The following is a 19,387-nucleotide window of genomic DNA, read 5'->3' on the forward strand; positions in this document are numbered from 1 at the left end:
CCAAATAAAAAAGACGGAGAATCCGTCTTTTTTACGATTGTTCCATTTCGCGAACAACATAAGGGTAAATTTTTCGATAACGAATGAAACCAGCGATGAATGAGGCGAGACCAACTGCGATTAAAATCGAGCAGACGATTTTACCCGTCAACGTCGTCAATCCGTCGCCAGACAGAAATTGATTGGCTGCGAACAAGATGACGAATAGGCTGAGCCAAATGCTTGCTTGGGTGTTAAATAAAAATTTCCGATTCGTACTCTTCGTATGGAATGCACGACGCTTAGCGAGTAAATAGCCTCCTAGCGACAAGACGATTAACAAGATTAGAACGAATTGCATGGGGATGACCTTCCTTTCTTTTTCGTATCTGTTTGTATCATATCAATATTTAGAGGAGCTGTGCACTGTGAAAGAACAAATCAGACAATTGATTGAAGACGCATCGACGATTATTATTCATCGGCATGAACGACCGGATCCGGATGCGCTTGGAAGCCAGTTCGGGTTACGTGAAGTTTTGCAGCAACAATTTCCGGAGAAAAAAATCTACGCCGTCGGTGAGATGGCAGACTCCCTATCGTTCATGGGGAAGCTCGACGCAGTGGAACCGAAAATGTATGAAGAAGCACTCGTCGTCATTTTAGATACGGCGAATGAAGCACGAATCGACGGTCATGTTGCGATGACAGGGCGTCACGTCATTAAGATTGATCATCACCCGGACGAAGATGCTTATGCAAAAGTCCAACTCGTCGATCCGACCGTCAGTTCGACATCGGAATTACTTGTCCATCTGTTGAATGACTGGGGATATCCTATCCCAGCGGCAGCGGCGATTCAATTTTATGCAGGAATCGTCGGGGATACAGGACGCTTCCAATTTAGAGGGACGACGAGCAAAACGTTTGCCGTCGCAGCACAACTGCTTGATCTCGAAATCGATACAGATTGGCTCTATCGCAACATGTATCAAACGGAACTCGTTGCACTTCATTTGCAAGGATATGTCTTGCAACATATCCAGTTGACGGATGCAGGCGTCGGTTATGTCGTCTTGACGCAAGAGACGTTAAAACGTTTCGATGCGACGGTCGAACAAGCTTCGTTGCTCGTCAATAGTTTTGCCGGCCTTAAAGGAATGAAGAGTTGGGCGTTATTCCTCGAGACGGAAAAAGAGGTCCGCGTGCGCATTCGTTCAAAAGGACCCGTCATCAACGAAGTAGCGAAGGAGTTCCGGGGCGGTGGACATCCGATGGCGTCCGGTGCGACAATCGATCACTTGTCAGAAGTGGATCAAGTCGTCGCTCGTCTCGACGCAGTCGCACAAGACTTCCGCTTCGAATGAAAAGAGGCTGCTCGCTATCATCCAAATTCGGATACATAGCGGACAGCCTTTTGTGGTCTCAGTGCGTTGTTGTCTCTTCTTGCGGAATAAACCAAGTTCCGCGTTCTGTATGGTCTTCGATGACATTGAGTTCTAACTCTTTAACAGACTTCCGAATGCGTTCGGCGATTTCTTCTGTTTCAGTAAAGGCAGTGACACCGAGTTTGAGTTGCTCGACTTTTTCACGGGCAATCTGGCTACGATTTAAAATCATCAGAAACACTCCTTCCTTCCGCGTCATGATATTTCTATACTTATTGTATCGAATATTGAGTAAGAAGGCGATAGTCAGGAGTCGCTAGATATGAATGTTCTGAAAACTTTTACCATGCAAAAACTTATAATGGATGAAAGAAGTAGAAAAGGAGGGAGGAAATATGATGCAATTGAACGTACGAACGGCCTACAGCCCATTGCAGAGTATGATTCGTCTATCACCGTATCTCGACGAGTTGAAGCGAAGGGGAGCCTCAACTGCGGCGATTTGCGAGACGACGTTAACGGGGGTTCCGGCGTTCGTTTCTGAATGTCAAAAACGGGATTTGCTTCCGGTCGTCGGTTATGAACAAGACATGAAGGAAATCGATGAATTCAATATTTTATGGTATGCCAAAACAGGTCGGGGATTACAGATATTATACCGATTAGCCAGTGGACAGGAAACAGAGGAATGCAGCGAATTAATCGCAATCCTTGAGCCGAAACGTCAAGCGACAGAAGATGAAACGCGACTTCGGCGTCAAGTCGTGAATTGGATGGGGTATGCCAAAAATGCGACGGTCTATTTAGGTGTGAAAATGGCGCGCTCGACTGTCGAACGGGACAGCAGGGAGCGTTACCGGGTAGTTGCCCAAGAGTTAGGACTGGAAACCATCCCGATCGATCCCGTCCGCTACTTGCGTCGTGACGACGCAGATGCCTACCAAGCACTCCGAGCGATTGACGAAGGGACACCGTTTCAAGAACAAAAAGTGAATCGACAAGCACATCTCAAGTCGGATGAAGAATTACGCGAACATTTTACCGAGCACGAACAACGTCTCTTGAAACAGTGGGCGCAGACGCAAGAAACACTTACATTACCGAAACAGTCGAGACCGTTGCCACGTGTCGCGGATGACTCAATGGGGAAACTACGTCAGCTTGCACGCGACGGATTACTGGCACACGGTCTAGTTGATGAGACTGCGGAGGCGAGACTCCGTTACGAGCTCGACGTCATCGAAACAACTGGATTTGCTGACTACTTTTTAATCGTCGAGGATTTAGTACGGCATGCGAAAGCGGTCGGCATTCGTGTCGGTCCCGGGCGTGGGTCGGCTGCCGGGTCGCTCGTCAGTTATACATTAGGCATTACGACGGTTGATCCGTTGAAATATGGGTTGCTGTTCGAACGTTTCTTAAATCCGGAACGCATCACGATGCCGGATATCGATATCGATATTGAGGACGAACGCCGCGAGGAGCTACTGGATTATCTCGTTGACCGATATGGTCGAAGTCACGTCGGTCAAATCGGGACGTTGTCGACCCTTGGTGCAAAAGCATCACTTCGAGATGTCGCCCGTGTCCTCGAGTTTTCAAAAGATGAGACGGATGCTGCGGCGAAGCAAATCGCTAAAGAAACGACCTTACAAGGAATCGAACAAAAGCAAACCATCTACCGCTGGTTCTCCGGAAGTGAGAAGCGGCGCCAATTGTTACACCTCGCCCAAGAAATCGAAGGATTGCCAAGACAGCGGTCGATTCATGCAGCCGGTGTCGTCATCGGCTCGGAAGACTTGATTGAGACGACGCCGCTCGATACAGGATCGAGCGACCGGTTCGTCACCCAATATTTGATGAAAGCACTCGAACAACAAGGTCTCTTGAAAATCGATTTACTAGGACTCAGGAATTTGACGCGTCTTCGACAAATGGAACAGCTGATTCGGCGGGAACGTCCCGATTTTTCGATGGAAGAGCTTCCGGAAGAAGATTCGGCAACCCTGCGTTTATTTGCACGAGGGGATACGGATTATATCTTCCAGTTTGAATCGAACGGGATGAAGCAGACGTTACGTGAAGTCAAACCGACCCGTTTTGAAGATTTAGTCGCGACGATGTCACTCTTTCGGCCGGGGCCGATGAAATTCATCGATCTATATGCGAAACGAAAGGCGGGACAACCTTATCAAACGGTTCATCCGATTTTAGCGGAAGTACTAGAGACGACATACGGTGTCATCGTCTATCAAGAGCAAATCATGGAAATCACGCGTCGGGTCGCCGGATTTACACTGGCGCAAGCAGATTTATTACGTCGGGCGATATCGAAAAAAAATAGTGCGTCGGTCGAATCAGAGAAAGTGCGTTTTTTAGAAGGTGCCGTTCAGAATGGTCTTGCGCAAACGACTGCTGAGACACTGTATGATCAAATCGAACGTTTCGCGGGCTATGGCTTTAACCGGAGTCACGCAGTCGCCTATACGAAGATTAGTTATGCGTTAGGTTATATGAAAGCTCACTATCCACAAGTTTTTTCCCTTGTGTCGATCGATCAACCGGAACGACTTGTCCGGGCGATGCGGGACAAGCGTTTGCCAGCTTTACCACCTGATATTTGGATTTCAGACTATCGTTCGACTCTGGAAGGAAAAGGCATCCGACTCGGGATTCAAGTGTTACGTGGAATATCGGAACGCGATTTCAAAGCTTTGAAAGAAGCAGCGAAATCATCGCAGACAATCACGACGTTACTGACGACCGTCGGCTGGGGAAAAAAAGAACGCGCTAAAATCGAATTGTTACTCTATGGTGGAGCATTCGACCGTGCGACACATGGCGACCGGGGATTAGCGGAACAAGAAGTCCTTGATTACTTTACGATGGCTTCGAATACGTTGTTACCGGACGAATTAGCAAGCCTCGGTAAGCGGGCAACGACAAAAGCCGTCACACGTACTGCGACGGACTGGGCGCGGCTCGAACGTGAAGCACTTGGATTCTGGTTAACCTACTCACCTTTGATGACAGCGATGACACCCCAAGTCGAGACGACGCATTTTCATGATGTTTCAAGCGAGATGGAAGAATCCGTTTACCTTGTGTGTTATATCGAGCAGCTGCGGGAATTTAAGACGAAGCGTGCACAATCAATGGGCGTCATGCAAGCCGTTGATGGGTATTCGAACGAAGAGGTCGTCATTTTCCCGAAACAGTACGACATGTATAAACGATCGTTGTATGTCGGAAACGTGTTGTTGATCGAAGTGAAGGTGCAAGACCGGGCAGGTGAACGGCAGTTCGTGTTAGAGCGGTTACGTCCGCTTGGTCAAGATGTCTTGTTCATCAAGTTACCTTCTAAAAATGAGCTGGCTCCTCTTGAACGTGTACTTGAAATCGCACCGGGTGACATTCCGGTCGTCGTCCGCTATGCTGACACGAACGAAACAAAGACGTTGCCGGGTTTATATGCGATTCGTCATGAAGAAGAGCTGTTCGCGCAATTACGGATTCAATTTGGTGAAGCGAACATCATCTTAAAAAATGTCCCCCGATCAAACTAGTAGTAGGTAATAAGATTTGTTATAATAAGGGGTAATTGGTCTGACCAATGCCACCTAATTTTATGTAATGACGGGTACGTCAGAAAGGTGGTGCCGTAAAAATGGAGAAAAAGCGAAACGCTTTTGAAATGAACATCGCGGCAATTAAATTGATGATTGAGCAGGATGGATTAGTTCCGGGAGATCGGATCCCATCTGAACGTGAGTTGGCTGATCGACTAGCAATCAGCCGACCGTCCGTCAGGGAAGCATTGCGAACGCTTGCTTATCTCGGAATCATCGAGACGAGACATGGTGGAGGAAGCTTTCTTTTAAATCGTGACGACCATACCTATATTCAAATCATTGCCCAATTTTTAGTGACCGGCGACTCGAAATTTGAAGATTTAGCAGGAACACTTCGCTTACTTGAACAATCTGCTATTGCCCAGTTGGACGATCATACGTTTCTGGAAGAACATCTCGATTCAGATACTGCGTTTCGAGAAACGTTGATCAATACGGTGAAAAATGATTTGTTCGAGCGGATTTGGAGACAAGTGAATGCATTTTATCAAAGTTTTGGTCAAGGGGAACTCTATACGCGAGCGGAACGGGAAGCACTCCTGAAACGCTCTTAGGAACTACAAGGGGGAACTAACGTGCAAGCATTTTTTCGAAAACCTAAAAAGTTCGTGACGTTGACGACGAAAGAGCAACGGGTCGACGTCCCAGTCGGACTGATGACGAAATGTCCAAAATGTAAATTAATCCAATATACGAAACAACTTGAAGCCAACTTGCGTGTCTGTACATGTGGATATCACCATCCTTTGACGGCGCAGGAACGGTTTTCGCAACTATTTGATGACGGTAGCATCACATATTTTGATCTTCCGAACGTAAAAGCAGACCCGCTTCAATTTCAAGATTATCCAGAAAAATTGAAGGGGGATCAAGTGCGGACAGGTCTTGAAGAAGCCATCGTCTGTGGTGTCGGGACGGTGGATGGTTATCCACTCGTTGCGTGTGTGATGGATGCACGCTTTCGGATGGGTTCGATGGGGGCGGCAGTTGGAGCAGCGATTGCAGAAGCAGTCCGGTATGCAACGAAACACCGATTGCCTGTAACGATTTTCTCTGCTTCAGGTGGGGCACGGATGCAAGAAGGCATGGTCAGTTTAATGCAGATGGCGAAGTCGAGTTTATTCCTGAAGCAACATTCGGGTGCCGGACTCCTCTACATCTCATGCATGACTCATCCGACGACAGGTGGTGTCTCAGCTAGTTTTGCGATGCTTGGAGACTACAACATTGCAGAGCCGGGTGCGTTGATTGGATTTGCAGGACGACGGATCATCGAACAAACGATTCGAGAAAAATTGCCGGAAGATTTTCAGACGTCGGAATTTCTACTACAAGCGGGTCAACTCGATGATGTCGTATCACGACACGATTTGAAGACCTACTATAAACGAATTCTGATGATGCACGCGGAGGGAACAAATCATGCAACCATTTGATCAACCAGTCATCGCGTTACGCGAGAAAATATTAGAACTTCACGACATGGCGGAAACGCAAGGTCTCGATTTTAAAGAAGAGCTGAATTTGCTCGAAGAACGATTACGTCGATTAGAACTCGATATTTATGGGAATATGAAAGCGTGGAACCGTGTGCAGTTGGCACGTCATCCTGAACGACCGACGACGCTTGATTATGTCGAGCGGATTTGTGACGACTTCATCGAACTTCATGGCGACCGGCATGGATATGATGATGCTGCAATCGTTGGTGGAATCGCGATGCTGAACGGTCGACCTGTAACAATCATCGGCCATCAGCGTGGTAAGGATACGAAGGAAAACATCCGCCGAAACTTTGGAATGCCTCATCCGGAAGGATATCGAAAAGCACTACGACTCATGCAACAAGCCGTGAAGTTCAACCGTCCAATCATTACGTTCATCGATACGAAAGGGGCTTACCCGGGTCGTGCAGCGGAAGAGCGCGGCCAAAGCGAGGCGATCGCGAAAAATCTCTTTGAAATGGCTGGCATGGAAGTGCCGATCATCTCGATCGTCATTGGCGAAGGCGGTTCTGGTGGAGCGCTTGGTATCGGTGTATGTGATGAACTGTTGATGCTCGAAAACTCAACGTACTCTGTCATATCACCTGAAGGTGCAGCTGCTTTGCTTTGGAAAGATGCAAGTCTTGCAGAACAAGCGGCGGAATCAATGCGAATTACTGCACCCGATTTATTGCGTCTAGGGATTGCGGATGCAATCATTCCTGAAGTCATTGGTGGAGCACACTTAGATGTTTCATTACAGGCGGACAAATTAAAAGTTGTACTAGAACAGAAGCTTGCGTATCTTACACAGTTAACATCAGAACAGCTGATTGAGAAGCGCACAGAAAAATATCACCGGATTGGCACATAAGGGGCATGTAATCGCTATCATGGTTGGGATTCCTTATTTCGTGATAGGCTGAACAAACTGTCTGTTCAAGTTTATGCAATCTGCCCTGTTGTAAAACAAGAAAACAACGTGCTATTTTAGATTCAGATTAATAGAGAGGTGATTAACGTGAGTTTAAAACGGATTGCTGTCTTAACAAGTGGTGGAGATGCACCCGGGATGAATGCTGCGGTGCGTGCTGTTACACGTAAAGCAATTTTTCATGGCCTAGAAGTATTTGGTGTCTACAATGGATATCAAGGTTTAATCAATGGAGATCTCGTCCAATTGAACCTTGGGTCAGTTGGGGACATTATTCAGCGTGGAGGAACATTCCTTCGTTCAGCTCGCTGTCCTGAGTTCCGCACAGAAGAAGGACGTGCGAAAGCAGTCGTCAACTTGAAGAAGTTCGAAATTGACGCACTTGTCGTCGTAGGTGGCGACGGGTCGTACCGTGGTGCTCAAAAACTGACGGGACTTGGTTTCCCGACAATCGGTCTTCCGGGAACGATTGATAATGATATTCCAGGAACGGATTATACGATTGGATTTGATACAGCGCTCAATACAGCGCTCGAAGCAATCGATAAAATCCGGGATACGGCATCTTCGCATGAACGGACATATGTCATCGAAGTCATGGGTCGTGATGCTGGAGATATCGCACTCTATGCTGGATTAGCAGGTGGGGCGGAGTCGATTCTTGTTCCAGAGCGTCCAGAAGATTTAAAAGAAGTCCTCGATCGTATTCAAAGTGGTGTCAATCGTGGTAAAAAACACTCGATCGTCATCGTCGCTGAAGGTGCAGGTCGGGCGCAAGATGTTGGGGATCAAATCGCGAAAGAAACGGGGCTTGATACACGCGTTACCGTGTTAGGTCATGTTCAACGTGGAGGAGCGCCAACAGCTGCTGACCGCGTACTTGCGAGCCGGATGGGCGCTTACGCAATCGACATTTTACTTGAAGGTAAACAGGGACGTGTTGTTGGCGTTCGGGGTGGTAAAATGATGGATCTTGATATTGACGAAGCATTAGATGAAAACAAACATGTACTCGATCTTGATATCTTAGAATTGTCGAAACAACTTTCAATCTAATATATCTTTAATACTCGAGGTCATTTTGGTTAGGTTTATTGGCACTGTTGACAAACGGCCAAACATTGTAGGAGGTTTATGGAATATGCGCAGAACTAAAATTGTATGTACGATTGGACCGGCGTCAGAAAAACGTCTTCCAGAAATGATTGAAGCAGGAATGAACGTCGCTCGTTTGAACTTCTCACACGGTGACTATGAAGAACACGGCGCACGAATCACGGATATCCGTCGCGCAGCTGAAGAAGCAAACAAATTAGTAACAATCCTTTTAGATACAAAAGGTCCTGAAATCCGGACGCATACGTTTGAAGAAGGAAAAGCGCTTCTCGTCCGTGGCAAACAAGTCATCGTCGTCAGCGGTGATGCAAATGAAATCGTCGGTACAGCAGATAAATTCTCTGTGACATATGACGGTTTGTATGATGATGTCGAAGTCGGTTCGATGATCATGTTAGACGATGGATTAATCGGACTTCGTGTTGCGGAGAAACTTGCGAACCGTGAACTTCTTTGTGACATCGAAAACGAAGGTATCATCAAAACGAAAAAAGGTGTTAACTTACCGAACGTAAAAGTTAACCTACCTGCTTTGACAGATAAAGATATCGCAGACATCGAGTTCGGAATCAAGAGTGACATCGATTTAATCGCTGCTTCATTCGTCCGTCGTGCGTCTGACGTTGTGGCGATTCGTCAATTACTTGAAAAACACAACGCGAGCCACATCAAAATCTTCCCGAAAATCGAAAACCAAGAAGGTTTCGACAACATCGAAGAAATCATCGCGATTTCAGACGGTTTGATGGTTGCACGTGGTGATCTTGGAATCGAGATTCCGACTGAAGAAGTAACACCAGCTCAAAAAGACCTCATCAAAATTTGTAATCACTATGGTAAACCAGTCATCACAGCAACACAGATGCTTGATTCGATGCAACGTTTCCCACGTCCGACACGTGCCGAAGCATCAGACGTCGCGAATGCGATTCTTGATGGAACGGATGCAATCATGCTTTCAGGCGAAACAGCAGCAGGGGATTACCCGATCGAGTCTGTTCAAATGATGCATACGATTGCGAAGCGGACAGAAAAAATGCTTGACTACAAAAAATTATTGAAAGATCGTCAAACGCGTAGTGAGCACACGGTGACGGATGCAATCGCTCAAGCGGTTACGCATACATCAATCAACTTGGACGCAAAAGCAATCTTGACGCCGACACAATCAGGCTACACGGCATCACGGATTTCAAAATACCGTCCGGAGGCGAACATCGTTGCGGTCACACCAAGCGCGCGTGTTGCGCGTCAGTTGAATATCGTCTGGGGTGTGTACCCAATCGTCGTTGATCATCTCTCGGACAACACGGATGATATGTTGACACTTGCTGCCGATACAGCAAAAGATGCTGGATTCGTCACAGACGGTGACCTCGTCGTCATCTCTGCTGGGATCCCTGCTCTGACTGCCGGTACAACGAACATGTTGAAAATTCATATCGTTGGTAAAGAAATCGCGAACGGTCGCGGAATCGGCGAACGTGGTGTCGTTGGCGAAGTCGTCATCGCGCACACAGCTGAAGAAGCAAACGCGAAAGCAAAAAAAGGTATGATTCTTGTTACGAACTCAACCGATCGTGACATGATGCCTGCAATCGAGTTAGCAGCTGCAATGATCACAGTAGATGGCGGATTGACAAGCCATGCTGGGATCGTAGGTCCTTCACTCGGCAAACCAGTCATCGTCGGTGTTGAAAATGCTTTGACAATCTTTACAGATGGTCAAATGATTTCAATCGATCCATTGACAGGGAAATTGTACAACGCATAATCAATGAAACGGATATGGCGAAAGCCATGTCCGTTTTTTCGAAACATGGGGGTCGTCATGGAAGCCTATCTCTTTTTAATTGGTCTCGTTTTAATCGGAGTCATTGCGCAAAATAAGTCACTCATCATCGCAGCTGCCTTCTTGTTAATCGTCAAAGCGATTGGATTAGATAGTCGCCTCTTCCCATCGTTGCAGGCGAAGGGAATCACCTGGGGCGTGACATTGATCACGGCTGCTATTCTCGTGCCGATTGCGGCAGGGGACATCGGGTTTAAGGAATTGTTAAACAGCATCCGGGGTCATATCGGAATCATTTCATTTTTAGCGGGAATATTCGTCGCAATCGTTGCTGCCCACGGGGTCGGTTTGATGAAGGAAGATCCACTCGTCACAACGGCACTGCTTGCCGGAACAATTCTTGCGGTCGGTTTATTCAGAGGTGTTCCCGTAGGTCCATTGATAGGAGCGGGAATCGCTGCACTCGTCATTGGAATGTGGGATGTTATATCAAAAGCATTTAGTGGCTAAGTGACTTAAATGAACGCAAACGAATTAATTTTTTGATAATAGTATGCAAGTTCGTTCACTTTTTGGTTAATTTTGTTTATACTAAGGACAGAAACAAGATGGTCTATTCAAGAACAAGCGATTCAGCAAGGGGATTTCTTGAGTAGACGTCTTTTTTTCAATACGGAAATGAAAGCGTTTTAAATTTCTGGGGGAAAAAAAGGGGGATTTTTACATGACTCAAACAAAAGGGTTAGAAGGAATCGTCGCGACAGCATCGAAGATTAGTTCGATTATCGATGGTCAGTTGACGTATGGTGGTTATACAATTGATGATTTGGCGGAGCACGCCTCATTTGAAGAAGTCGTCTTCTTACTTTGGAACGATCGTTTGCCAAAAGAAGATGAGTTAAAGCAACTTTCAGAAGCTTTAATTACTGAAGCAGAAGTTGCACCGGCTGTACTTGAGACGTTAAAAGTAGCTCCGAAAACAGCGAATGCGATGGCAGCCATCCGAACTGCTTTATCACAGCTTGCATTGTATGATGAGTCTGCTGAAGATATGTCGACAGAGGCGAACTACGCTAAAGCCATCAAACTCCAAGCACAAATCGCGACGCTCGTAACGGCGTACGCGCGTATCAAGAAGGGGCACGATCCGATTGCACCAAAATCCGGTCTTTCGTACGCTGCGAACTTCCTGTATATGTTGACAGGTGAAGAGCCGACAGAAGTTGCTGAAAAAGCATTCAACCAAGCGCTTGTGCTTCACGCCGACCATGAGTTGAACGCCTCGACGTTCACAGCACGTGTTTGTGTCGCGACACTTTCTGATGTCTATTCAGGTGTGACGGCAGCAATGGGTGCACTTAAAGGTCCACTTCATGGTGGAGCGAACGAAGCGGTCATGAAAATGTTGACTGAAATTGATTCGGTTGAAAAGGTTGACGAGTATGTTCATAATAAACTTAAGAACAAGGAAAAAATCATGGGCTTCGGTCACCGTGTTTATAAAGATGGTGATCCACGCGCGAAGCACCTTCAAGAGATGAGCCGTCAATTGACTGCTCAAATCGGGGAGCCGAAATGGTATGAGATGTCAGTTAAGGTTGACGAAATCGTCCAGTCGGAAAAAGGATTGAAACCAAATGTTGATTTCTATTCTGCTTCTACGTACCATGCACTTGGTCTTGAGACAGAATTGTTTACACCAATCTTTGCTGTTAGTCGGATGTCAGGTTGGTTAGCGCACATTTTAGAGCAATATAGTGACAATCGCCTCATTCGCCCACGCGCAGATTATATTGGTGAAACGCACCGGACATACGTGTCTATGAACGAACGTTAAGCGACGGAGAGGAGCAATCCTCTCCTGCTTTTTGACGTTAACTATTATTCAAGGGGGATTTTACACATGGCTACAATTCAAGGCGAAAACATCACGGTAACAAACGGAACATTGCACGTACCTAACGCTCCAATCATTCCTTTCATCATCGGTGATGGCACTGGACCTGATATCTGGAATGCCGCAGTTCGCGTATTTGACGCTGCAGTCGAAAAAGCATACAACGGCGAAAAGAAAATTGAATGGAAAGAAGTCTATGCAGGCGAAAAAGCATTCAATAAAACAGGTAGCTGGCTTCCGGAAGAAACGCTTGACCTAATCCGTGAGCACATCATCGCAATCAAAGGACCACTCACGACACCAGTCGGTGGTGGAATTCGTTCACTGAACGTTGCCCTTCGTCAAGAACTCGACTTGTACACATGTCTCCGTCCGGTACGTTATTTCACTGGTGTTCCGTCACCTGTTAAACGTCCTGAAGATACTGATATGGTCATCTTCCGTGAAAACACAGAAGACATCTACGCAGGAATCGAATATGCAGAAGGTAGCGAAGGTGCACAAAAATTACTTAACTTCCTCCAAACAGAAATGGGTGTCAACAAAATTCGCTTCCCAGAAACATCGGGTCTCGGAATTAAACCGATTTCAAAAGAAGGTACAGAACGCCTCGTCCGTGCTGCAATCGAATATGCACTCGAAAACAAACGTGCTTCATTGACGCTCGTTCATAAAGGAAACATCATGAAGTTCACAGAAGGTGCTTTCAAAAACTGGGGATACGAGCTTGCTGAGCGTGAATACGCAGAGCATGTCTTCACATGGAACCAGTATGACCGCATCAAAGAAGAAGAAGGTGCTGACGCAGCAAACAAAGCACAATCTGAAGCTGAAGCTGCTGGCAAATTAATCGTCAAAGATTCAATTGCAGATATCTTCTTACAACAAATTCTCACGCGTCCAAAAGAGTTTGATGTCGTTGCGACAATGAACTTAAACGGAGACTACATTTCAGATGCACTTGCAGCACAAGTCGGTGGAATCGGAATTGCTCCTGGAGCAAACATCAACTACATCACAGGACATGCAATCTTCGAAGCAACGCACGGTACTGCACCGAAGTATGCTGGTCTTGACAAAGTAAACCCATCGTCAGTCATTCTTTCAGGAGAAATGATGTTCCGTCACCTTGGCTGGAACGAAGCGGCTGATTTAATCATCAAGTCGATGGAAACATCAATCGAAGAAAAAGTGGTCACATATGACTTCGCACGTCTCATGGATGGCGCGACAGAAGTGAAATGTTCTGAATTCGCGGATGAACTCATCAAAAACATGTAATCTCGGATTAGAGGGGGTATGGGAAGATGAACAAGCGGAAGAAAATTTCAATCATCGGTAGTGGATTTACGGGAGCGACGACGGCACTTTATCTTGCTCAAAAAGAGCTTGGAGATATCGTACTCGTCGATATGCCGCAACTGGAAGATCCGACAAAAGGCAAAGCACTTGATTTACAGGAAACGGCTCCGATTCAAGGATTTGATTCATGGATTCAAGGAACGTCTGACTACAAGGACATCAGTGACTCAGATATCGTCGTCATTACGGCAGGTATCGCGCGGAAACCGGGAATGAGTCGGGAAGACTTAGTCAGCACGAATGCAACTGTCATGAAATCGGTGACAAAAGAAATCGTTCGCCATGCACCGGAATCGATCATTATCGTGTTGACGAATCCGGTTGATGCGATGACGTATACAGTCTTTCAGGAGTCAGGATTTCCGAAAGAGCGGGTCATCGGTCAATCGGGTGTGCTCGATACGGCACGGTTCCGGACGTTCATCGCCATGGAGTTGAATGTTTCCGTCAAGGACGTCTCAGGATTTGTCCTCGGCGGACACGGAGACGACATGGTACCGTTACTTCGCTATTCACAAGCCGGTGGTATTCCGGTCGAGAAACTCATTTCTGCCGACCGCCTCGCGGCAATCGTTGAACGGACACGTAAAGGGGGCGGAGAAATCGTCCAGTTACTTGGTAACGGTTCTGCCTACTATGCGCCAGCAGCAGCCATCGTTGAGATGGTAGAGGCAATCCTAAAAGATCAGCGACGGATTTTACCAGCCATCGCGTATCTTGAAGGAGAGTATGGCTATCACGATCTATACTTTGGGGTTCCGACGATCATCGGTGGGAATGGTCTTGAACAGATTATCGAGCTTGAATTGACAGAAGACGAACAAAAATCGCTTGACCGTTCGGCGGAGACCGTTCGATCTGTCCTGACGATTTTATGAATGTGAAATTACAACACCACGCCTTTCTAGACAGTCTTGACTGTTTCGGGAAGGCGTGGTGTTTGCGTTAAAAGGAATGTAGCTGCCTTAGTAGGAACGTAAAATTTTGAACGGAGGATGTCATATCGTTCCTCAATCAGAATAATTTCAGACTTTATAAATCGTTCGCATATATTGAGTATATGTACAATCAGGCATTAGAAATTTTAAGGAACATATCAAACGAATACAAGGAATGTGTATTAATATTTTTTTAGTAGGGTATAAATGGAAGGTACGTTCATTGCATATTATTTCTCAGTAAAGGGAGGAAACAACATGCGGGCTGTAACCTATCAAGGGGCAAAGAATATTGAAGTAAAAAATGTAGCAGATCCATCGATTGAAAAGAATGATGACATTATTGTTAAAATTACATCGACAGCAATATGCGGTTCGGATTTACACATTTACCAAGGAACGATGCCGGCAAAAAAAGACTATGTCATCGGTCATGAGCCAATGGGAATTGTTGAAGAAGTAGGTCCTGAAGTAACAAAGGTAAAACGAGGAGACAGAGTCGTTTTACCATTTAACGTTGCTTGTGGTCATTGTTTCTTTTGCGAGCATGATATGGAAAGTCAATGTGATAATTCGAATGGGAATCCTCACGTTGATACAGGTGGATACTTTGGATTTACGGAAACGTTTGGTGACCATCCCGGTGGTCAGGCGGAATATTTAAAAGTGCCTTACGGAAACTTCATGCCACTCGTTATTCCTGAATCATGTGAGTTAGAAGATGAGGCTCTACTCTTTTTATCCGATGTTATTCCAACTGCATATTGGAGTGTTGTGAATAGTGGAGTGAAAAAAGGTGATACCGTCGTAATTCTCGGATCCGGTCCGGTCGGATTAATGACTCAAAAATTTGCGTGGTTGCAGGGTGCGAAGCGAGTGATCGCTGTTGATCAACAAGTGTATCGCTTAAATCATGCGAAGATGACAAACCATGTCGAGACTGTAAATCTACAAGATCATCAAGAAACTGGACAGTATATAAAAGAGTTGACGCAAGGTGGAGCAGATGTTGTCATTGATTGTGTTGGACTGGATGGAAAAATGTCTTCGCTTGAAAAGGTTGAACAAAAAATTGGATTGCAGGGCGGAACGTTGAGTGCCATCAATATTGCAAAAGATGCAGTTCGTAAGTTCGGAACCGTTCAATTAACAGGTGTGTATGCAGAAAAATACAATCAGTTCCCGCTTGGCGATTTTTTCACGCGAAATATTACGTTGAAGATGGGACAGGCACCGGTTGTCCATTTGATGCCGGGGTTATTTCAAAAAATTATTAATCGGGAGTTCGACCCGACTGATATTATTACACACAAGGTTGGTATAGAAGACGCCGCACAAGCTTATAAAACCTTTAATAATCACGAAGACGGTTGCATTAAGGTGATACTAAAACCATAAGTACCCATTTTGATGGGCATTTCCAACAATCATTTTTTTGTGAGAGATATCCTCGCTTTTAGTCAGCTATTTAGGTTATAGAAAATTTGTTACGAAGATGGAGAATTTTCTATGGAAGATTGTCTTGCCGCTTTATCTAAAAACTGAGCACTCCTTCAGAAAGAAGGAGTGCTCAGTTTTTATTTTAATGTTGAGTTTGGTATTCAATTTTTGAAGAATTCTCCAACATTCCTGTACTTTGAATTAAAAGAAAAGGACGGGCCATAGGAAACCGACTGCTAAACCAAGCAACATGCCGACGAATACTTGGAATTCCGTGTGTCCGACTAATTCGTTTAATAGTGGCGTGTCATGGCGGATTCCCTTGAAGTAGTCATTTAGTAATTTTGCCTGTAACCCGACAGCCTGCCTGACGCCTGTCGCGTCATACATGATGATGACTGCAAAGATGGTCGCGAGAGCGAACAGTGACGAACCGAAGCCTTCTTGGAAGCCGATGACGACGGCGAGAGCGACGACGGTCGAACTATGTGAACTTGGCATGCCGCCTGACGCGAACATGATTTCAAGATCAAAGGTTTTATTCTTGATGACACCTGTAACGAGTTTTGCGGCTTGTGCGATAAACCATGCGGTAAATGCAGCGAGTAAAGGGCTGTTCCATTCCATGTCTATTCCTCCAGATTCATTGACGATACAGTATTGTTTCCCGAATTGATGGGCTTTTACACGGAAATCTGACTTTCGACGTAGCTTGACCTTAAAGATTGTGTAAAGAAAGGTAAGAAAGATTTGTGATTCAGTAGGAAAAGTCGTTAAGATGAAGACAGAAGAAGTGGATTCCAATGAATTCCGCATTCGAAGATGAGATTTGCCGAGGAGGCCGACTGTTTTGAAAGATAAAATAATTGTTGTTGATGACGAACTCTCGATCGCTACACTTTTGAAATTCAATCTAGAACAAGCTGGCTTTATTGTAGAGACTGCCCACGATGGCATGTCCGGTTTAAAATTAGCGGAAAAGCAAGATGCCGCATTGATTGTACTCGATTTAATGCTACCGGAACTGGATGGACTTGAAGTCTGTAAACGACTTCGCCAACAAAAAATCAACACGCCAATCTTGATGTTGACGGCAAAAGATGACGAATTTGATAAAGTGCTGGGACTTGAGCTCGGAGCAGACGATTATTTGACGAAACCGTTTAGTCCGCGCGAAGTCGTAGCCCGTGTCAAGGCGATTCTTCGCCGAATGAATCAGCAAGTCGCGACGGAAGAAACGACGGATGGAACGATCTTAATCGGGGACGTCAAAATCGTTCCGGATAACTATGAAGCGTTCAAAGCAGAGGAACGCCTAGAGCTCACACCAAAAGAGTTCGAGTTGCTCGTTTACCTCGCTAAAAATAAAGGTCGGGTTTTGACACGTGATCAACTCCTATCTGCGATTTGGAACTATGATTTTGTCGGAGATACGCGAATTGTCGATGTGCATATCAGTCACGTACGTGAAAAGATTGAACCAAATACGAAAAAACCGATCTATATTAAAACAATCCGTGGGCTCGGATATAAGATGGAGGAGCCGAAAGTGGAATGAGCAAATACCGAAAACGATTCATACTAAAAATGTTGTCCTTCATCAGTCTTGTGCTGATTGCGCTTGGTTTTTTGTTAGGACAATCGTTTAAAGAGTTTTATGTGAATAACGAAAAAGAAAAGTTGATGGATGAAACATCACTCGTTGAAACGATTTTACAAGGTCGATCGTTAGAAGAGATGGCTGCGTATGTCGACCAATTGTACGCAGAATCGCATTTCGATATGATTTTATTTAACTCACGGGGAGAAATCATTGCTGGGACACCCGTTGATGTTACGAAATTAAATGTGCGGGCAATCAATTTCTCAGCGATTCCGGTGGATGGTACGTTCGAATCGAAGACCGATGATACGAGTCTCCAGTTTACGAAACCTGTCCAGACAGCTAGTGGAAATGAAGTGTACCTCAGCTTGATTCGTTATACGAAAGACTTAGATGTCATCTACTCACGCATTTGGACGGTGATCGTTCTTTCGCTCATCGTCTCCTTGTTTATGATTTTCTTTACCGTCTACAGCTCGACGAAACGGTTCTTACGTCCTGTAGCGGAAGCGACGGAAGTTTTGCGTGAACTATCGCACGGAAACTATAAATCCCGTGTCTATGAGTTAAATTCACCAGATGAATCAAGGGACTTAGGGAAGTCGATCAATTTACTCGCACGCAACTTAGAAAATGCTTCGTCCGGTGAAGCGATGCAACGCGCGCGACTTGAGTCGTTGATTGAATACATGGGTGCCGGTCTGATGTTGATTGATGAAAAAGGCTACGTTCTCCTCGTCAATCGGACGTATCGGGAAATGTTCAACATTCATGGTAAATCAAATGGTCAACTGTATTATCGTGTGTTGCCAAATGAGAAAATGAGTCAAGTCATTGAAGATGTTTACTTGACGGAAAAACCGAACCGGAAACAATCGAGTGTCCGCTTTGGAATCAATAGTCGGACGTTCATGGTCAGTGCGGCACCAATCTTCGGTAAGAATGGCCGTGTCCAAGGTACGACCGTCGTTTTCAATGACATCACGGAAATCAAGAAGCTGGAGCAGATGCGGAAAGACTTCGTCGCAAATGTTAGCCACGAGTTAAAGACACCATTAACATCGATTAAAGGATTTGCGGAAACCTTGCTTGATGGTGCGCAAGACGTACCGGAAATCCGCGAACAATTTTTGAATATCATTCACGATGAGTCTGAGCGGATGCAGACATTAGTAGAGGACTTGTTGGAGTTATCGCGTCTTGAACAAGATAACTATCAACTTGAGACGACGATTGTCGATGTGACGAGTCTGATTAACGAGACAGAGGCGTTGCTGCATCATAAGGCGCAAGAAAAAGAGATGACGATCCATATCGAGACGGAAGAGGAAGTCTTCATCCGGGCAGACTTGAATCGGTTGAAACAAGTCGTCGTCAACCTAGTTGCCAATGCTTTGAATTATACGCCGAATGGTGGGAATGTCTGGGTCAGCTTAGAAGACGGGGAAGAGATGGTCACGCTCCAAATCAAGGATGACGGGATCGGAATACATCCGAAAGAAACGCAACGGATTTTCGAACGTTTCTATCGGATTGACAAAGCGAGAAGTCGTAATTCAGGTGGGACAGGGTTAGGTCTTGCCATCGTCAAACACATCATCGATTTGCATCATGGAACGATTGATGTCGAGTCGGAGGAGCAACAAGGAACGACCTTTACGATACGTTTACCGAAAAAAGGCTGAACTTCACCGTGAGTTCATATTCTCTTTACAGAGCGATTGTATGCTAAAGATACCTTCTTCATCATCTGTGGAACGACTGGTTCAGCTCCCATGTCGTACACCACAAGGCGATTGGCTTCACAGCCAATCGTCTTTTT

Annotated in this window: 17 protein-coding genes; 14 read left to right on the forward strand and 3 right to left on the reverse strand. The window is 45.7% G+C overall.

From position 1 onward, the window contains the following. Window positions 1-31 precede the first annotated feature (31 nt). The gene (locus KNQ05_RS02045; RefSeq protein ID WP_088837614.1) at window positions 32-340 is read right to left on the reverse strand and encodes a YtpI family protein; all 309 of its coding nucleotides are present in this window, start codon (window positions 338-340) and stop codon (window positions 32-34) included. A gap of 67 nt (window positions 341-407) precedes the next feature. On the opposite strand from KNQ05_RS02045, the gene KNQ05_RS02050 reads away from it, so the two are divergent. Then, window positions 408-1,346 carry a DHH family phosphoesterase gene (locus tag KNQ05_RS02050; protein ID WP_214766576.1) on the forward strand — a complete coding sequence of 313 codons (939 nt, stop codon included), beginning with the start codon at window positions 408-410 and terminating at the stop codon, window positions 1,344-1,346. Window positions 1,347-1,404: 58 nt separating this feature from the next. Here the strand turns inward: KNQ05_RS02050 and KNQ05_RS02055 are convergent, their stop codons facing one another. Beyond that, window positions 1,405-1,599, reverse strand: a complete 195-nt coding sequence (locus KNQ05_RS02055; RefSeq protein WP_214766574.1) for a YtzJ family protein — start codon at window positions 1,597-1,599, stop codon at window positions 1,405-1,407. Between the two features lie 163 nt (window positions 1,600-1,762). Between KNQ05_RS02055 and dnaE the strand changes: the two genes are divergently transcribed. The 11 genes from dnaE (at window position 1,763) to KNQ05_RS02110 (ending at window position 15,920) form a co-directional block, all read left to right on the forward strand. Continuing rightward, on the forward strand, window positions 1,763-4,933 hold the full coding sequence (gene dnaE, locus KNQ05_RS02060) for a DNA polymerase III subunit alpha (protein ID WP_214804339.1): 3,171 nt from the start codon (window positions 1,763-1,765) through the stop codon (window positions 4,931-4,933). A gap of 101 nt (window positions 4,934-5,034) precedes the next feature. Then, window positions 5,035-5,553, forward strand: a complete 519-nt coding sequence (locus tag KNQ05_RS02065) for a FadR/GntR family transcriptional regulator (RefSeq protein WP_214768727.1) — start codon at window positions 5,035-5,037, stop codon at window positions 5,551-5,553. Window positions 5,554-5,574: 21 nt separating this feature from the next. Continuing rightward, complete coding sequence (gene accD / locus KNQ05_RS02070; RefSeq protein ID WP_214804340.1) at window positions 5,575-6,435, forward strand: acetyl-CoA carboxylase, carboxyltransferase subunit beta; 861 nt, start codon at window positions 5,575-5,577, stop codon at window positions 6,433-6,435. Next, a complete protein-coding gene (gene accA / locus KNQ05_RS02075) occupies window positions 6,422-7,357 on the forward strand; it encodes an acetyl-CoA carboxylase carboxyl transferase subunit alpha (protein WP_029331147.1) in 936 nt (311 codons plus the stop codon). Before accD ends, accA begins: the two co-directional genes overlap by 14 nt. Before the next feature lie 147 nt (window positions 7,358-7,504). Continuing rightward, window positions 7,505-8,473 (forward strand): 6-phosphofructokinase, encoded by a 969-nt coding sequence (pfkA, locus tag KNQ05_RS02080; protein ID WP_088837608.1) that lies wholly within the window; start codon window positions 7,505-7,507, stop codon window positions 8,471-8,473. 85 nt (window positions 8,474-8,558) lie between these two features. Further along, window positions 8,559-10,307, forward strand: a complete 1,749-nt coding sequence (gene pyk / locus KNQ05_RS02085) for a pyruvate kinase (RefSeq protein WP_088837607.1) — start codon at window positions 8,559-8,561, stop codon at window positions 10,305-10,307. A gap of 57 nt (window positions 10,308-10,364) precedes the next feature. Next, the gene (locus tag KNQ05_RS02090) at window positions 10,365-10,835 is read left to right on the forward strand and encodes a DUF441 domain-containing protein (protein WP_029331144.1); all 471 of its coding nucleotides are present in this window, start codon (window positions 10,365-10,367) and stop codon (window positions 10,833-10,835) included. Between the two features lie 214 nt (window positions 10,836-11,049). Next, entirely contained in the window at window positions 11,050-12,162 is a 1,113-nt protein-coding gene (gene citZ / locus KNQ05_RS02095) for a citrate synthase (protein WP_214766566.1), read from the forward strand. A gap of 66 nt (window positions 12,163-12,228) precedes the next feature. Next, window positions 12,229-13,503, forward strand: a complete 1,275-nt coding sequence (gene icd, locus KNQ05_RS02100) for an NADP-dependent isocitrate dehydrogenase (RefSeq protein ID WP_029331142.1) — start codon at window positions 12,229-12,231, stop codon at window positions 13,501-13,503. Between the two features lie 26 nt (window positions 13,504-13,529). Beyond that, window positions 13,530-14,462: a malate dehydrogenase gene (gene mdh, locus KNQ05_RS02105; protein ID WP_214804342.1), complete on the forward strand. Its 933-nt coding sequence runs from the start codon at window positions 13,530-13,532 to the stop codon at window positions 14,460-14,462. A gap of 318 nt (window positions 14,463-14,780) precedes the next feature. Further along, on the forward strand, window positions 14,781-15,920 hold the full coding sequence (locus tag KNQ05_RS02110) for a zinc-dependent alcohol dehydrogenase (protein WP_214766562.1): 1,140 nt from the start codon (window positions 14,781-14,783) through the stop codon (window positions 15,918-15,920). A gap of 243 nt (window positions 15,921-16,163) precedes the next feature. On the opposite strand, the gene KNQ05_RS02115 is transcribed toward KNQ05_RS02110, so the two are convergent. Further along, window positions 16,164-16,589: a divergent PAP2 family protein gene (locus tag KNQ05_RS02115; RefSeq protein ID WP_088837603.1), complete on the reverse strand. Its 426-nt coding sequence runs from the start codon at window positions 16,587-16,589 to the stop codon at window positions 16,164-16,166. A 223-nt stretch (window positions 16,590-16,812) separates the two neighbouring features. Between KNQ05_RS02115 and KNQ05_RS02120 the strand changes: the two genes are divergently transcribed. After that, on the forward strand, window positions 16,813-17,520 hold the full coding sequence (locus KNQ05_RS02120) for a response regulator transcription factor (RefSeq protein ID WP_029331139.1): 708 nt from the start codon (window positions 16,813-16,815) through the stop codon (window positions 17,518-17,520). Then, a complete protein-coding gene (gene pnpS / locus KNQ05_RS02125) occupies window positions 17,517-19,250 on the forward strand; it encodes a two-component system histidine kinase PnpS (RefSeq protein ID WP_088837602.1) in 1,734 nt (577 codons plus the stop codon). The genes KNQ05_RS02120 and pnpS overlap by 4 nt, the downstream gene beginning before the upstream one ends. Window positions 19,251-19,387: the final 137 nt, after the last annotated feature.

It is taken from the genome of Exiguobacterium sp. s125 (genome assembly GCF_018618605.1).
GTDB lineage: Bacteria > Bacillota > Bacilli > Exiguobacteriales > Exiguobacteriaceae > Exiguobacterium_A > Exiguobacterium_A oxidotolerans.

Excerpts from the sequence above, each read along its gene's own strand:
- icd (WP_029331142.1), top strand. The coding sequence starts at position 12,229 with ATGGCTACAATTCAAGGCGAAAACATCACGGTAACAAACGGAACATTG.
- mdh (WP_214804342.1), top strand. The coding sequence starts at position 13,530 with ATGAACAAGCGGAAGAAAATTTCAATCATCGGTAGTGGATTTACGGGA.
- dnaE (WP_214804339.1), top strand. The coding sequence starts at position 1,763 with ATGATGCAATTGAACGTACGAACGGCCTACAGCCCATTGCAGAGTATG.
- KNQ05_RS02110 (WP_214766562.1), top strand. The coding sequence starts at position 14,781 with ATGCGGGCTGTAACCTATCAAGGGGCAAAGAATATTGAAGTAAAAAAT.
- KNQ05_RS02115 (WP_088837603.1), bottom strand. The coding sequence starts at position 16,589 with ATGGAATGGAACAGCCCTTTACTCGCTGCATTTACCGCATGGTTTATC.
- pyk (WP_088837607.1), top strand. The coding sequence starts at position 8,559 with ATGCGCAGAACTAAAATTGTATGTACGATTGGACCGGCGTCAGAAAAA.
- KNQ05_RS02045 (WP_088837614.1), bottom strand. The coding sequence starts at position 340 with ATGCAATTCGTTCTAATCTTGTTAATCGTCTTGTCGCTAGGAGGCTAT.
- citZ (WP_214766566.1), top strand. The coding sequence starts at position 11,050 with ATGACTCAAACAAAAGGGTTAGAAGGAATCGTCGCGACAGCATCGAAG.
- KNQ05_RS02065 (WP_214768727.1), top strand. The coding sequence starts at position 5,035 with ATGGAGAAAAAGCGAAACGCTTTTGAAATGAACATCGCGGCAATTAAA.
- KNQ05_RS02090 (WP_029331144.1), top strand. The coding sequence starts at position 10,365 with ATGGAAGCCTATCTCTTTTTAATTGGTCTCGTTTTAATCGGAGTCATT.
- KNQ05_RS02055 (WP_214766574.1), bottom strand. The coding sequence starts at position 1,599 with ATGATTTTAAATCGTAGCCAGATTGCCCGTGAAAAAGTCGAGCAACTC.
- pnpS (WP_088837602.1), top strand. The coding sequence starts at position 17,517 with ATGAGCAAATACCGAAAACGATTCATACTAAAAATGTTGTCCTTCATC.
- accA (WP_029331147.1), top strand. The coding sequence starts at position 6,422 with ATGCAACCATTTGATCAACCAGTCATCGCGTTACGCGAGAAAATATTA.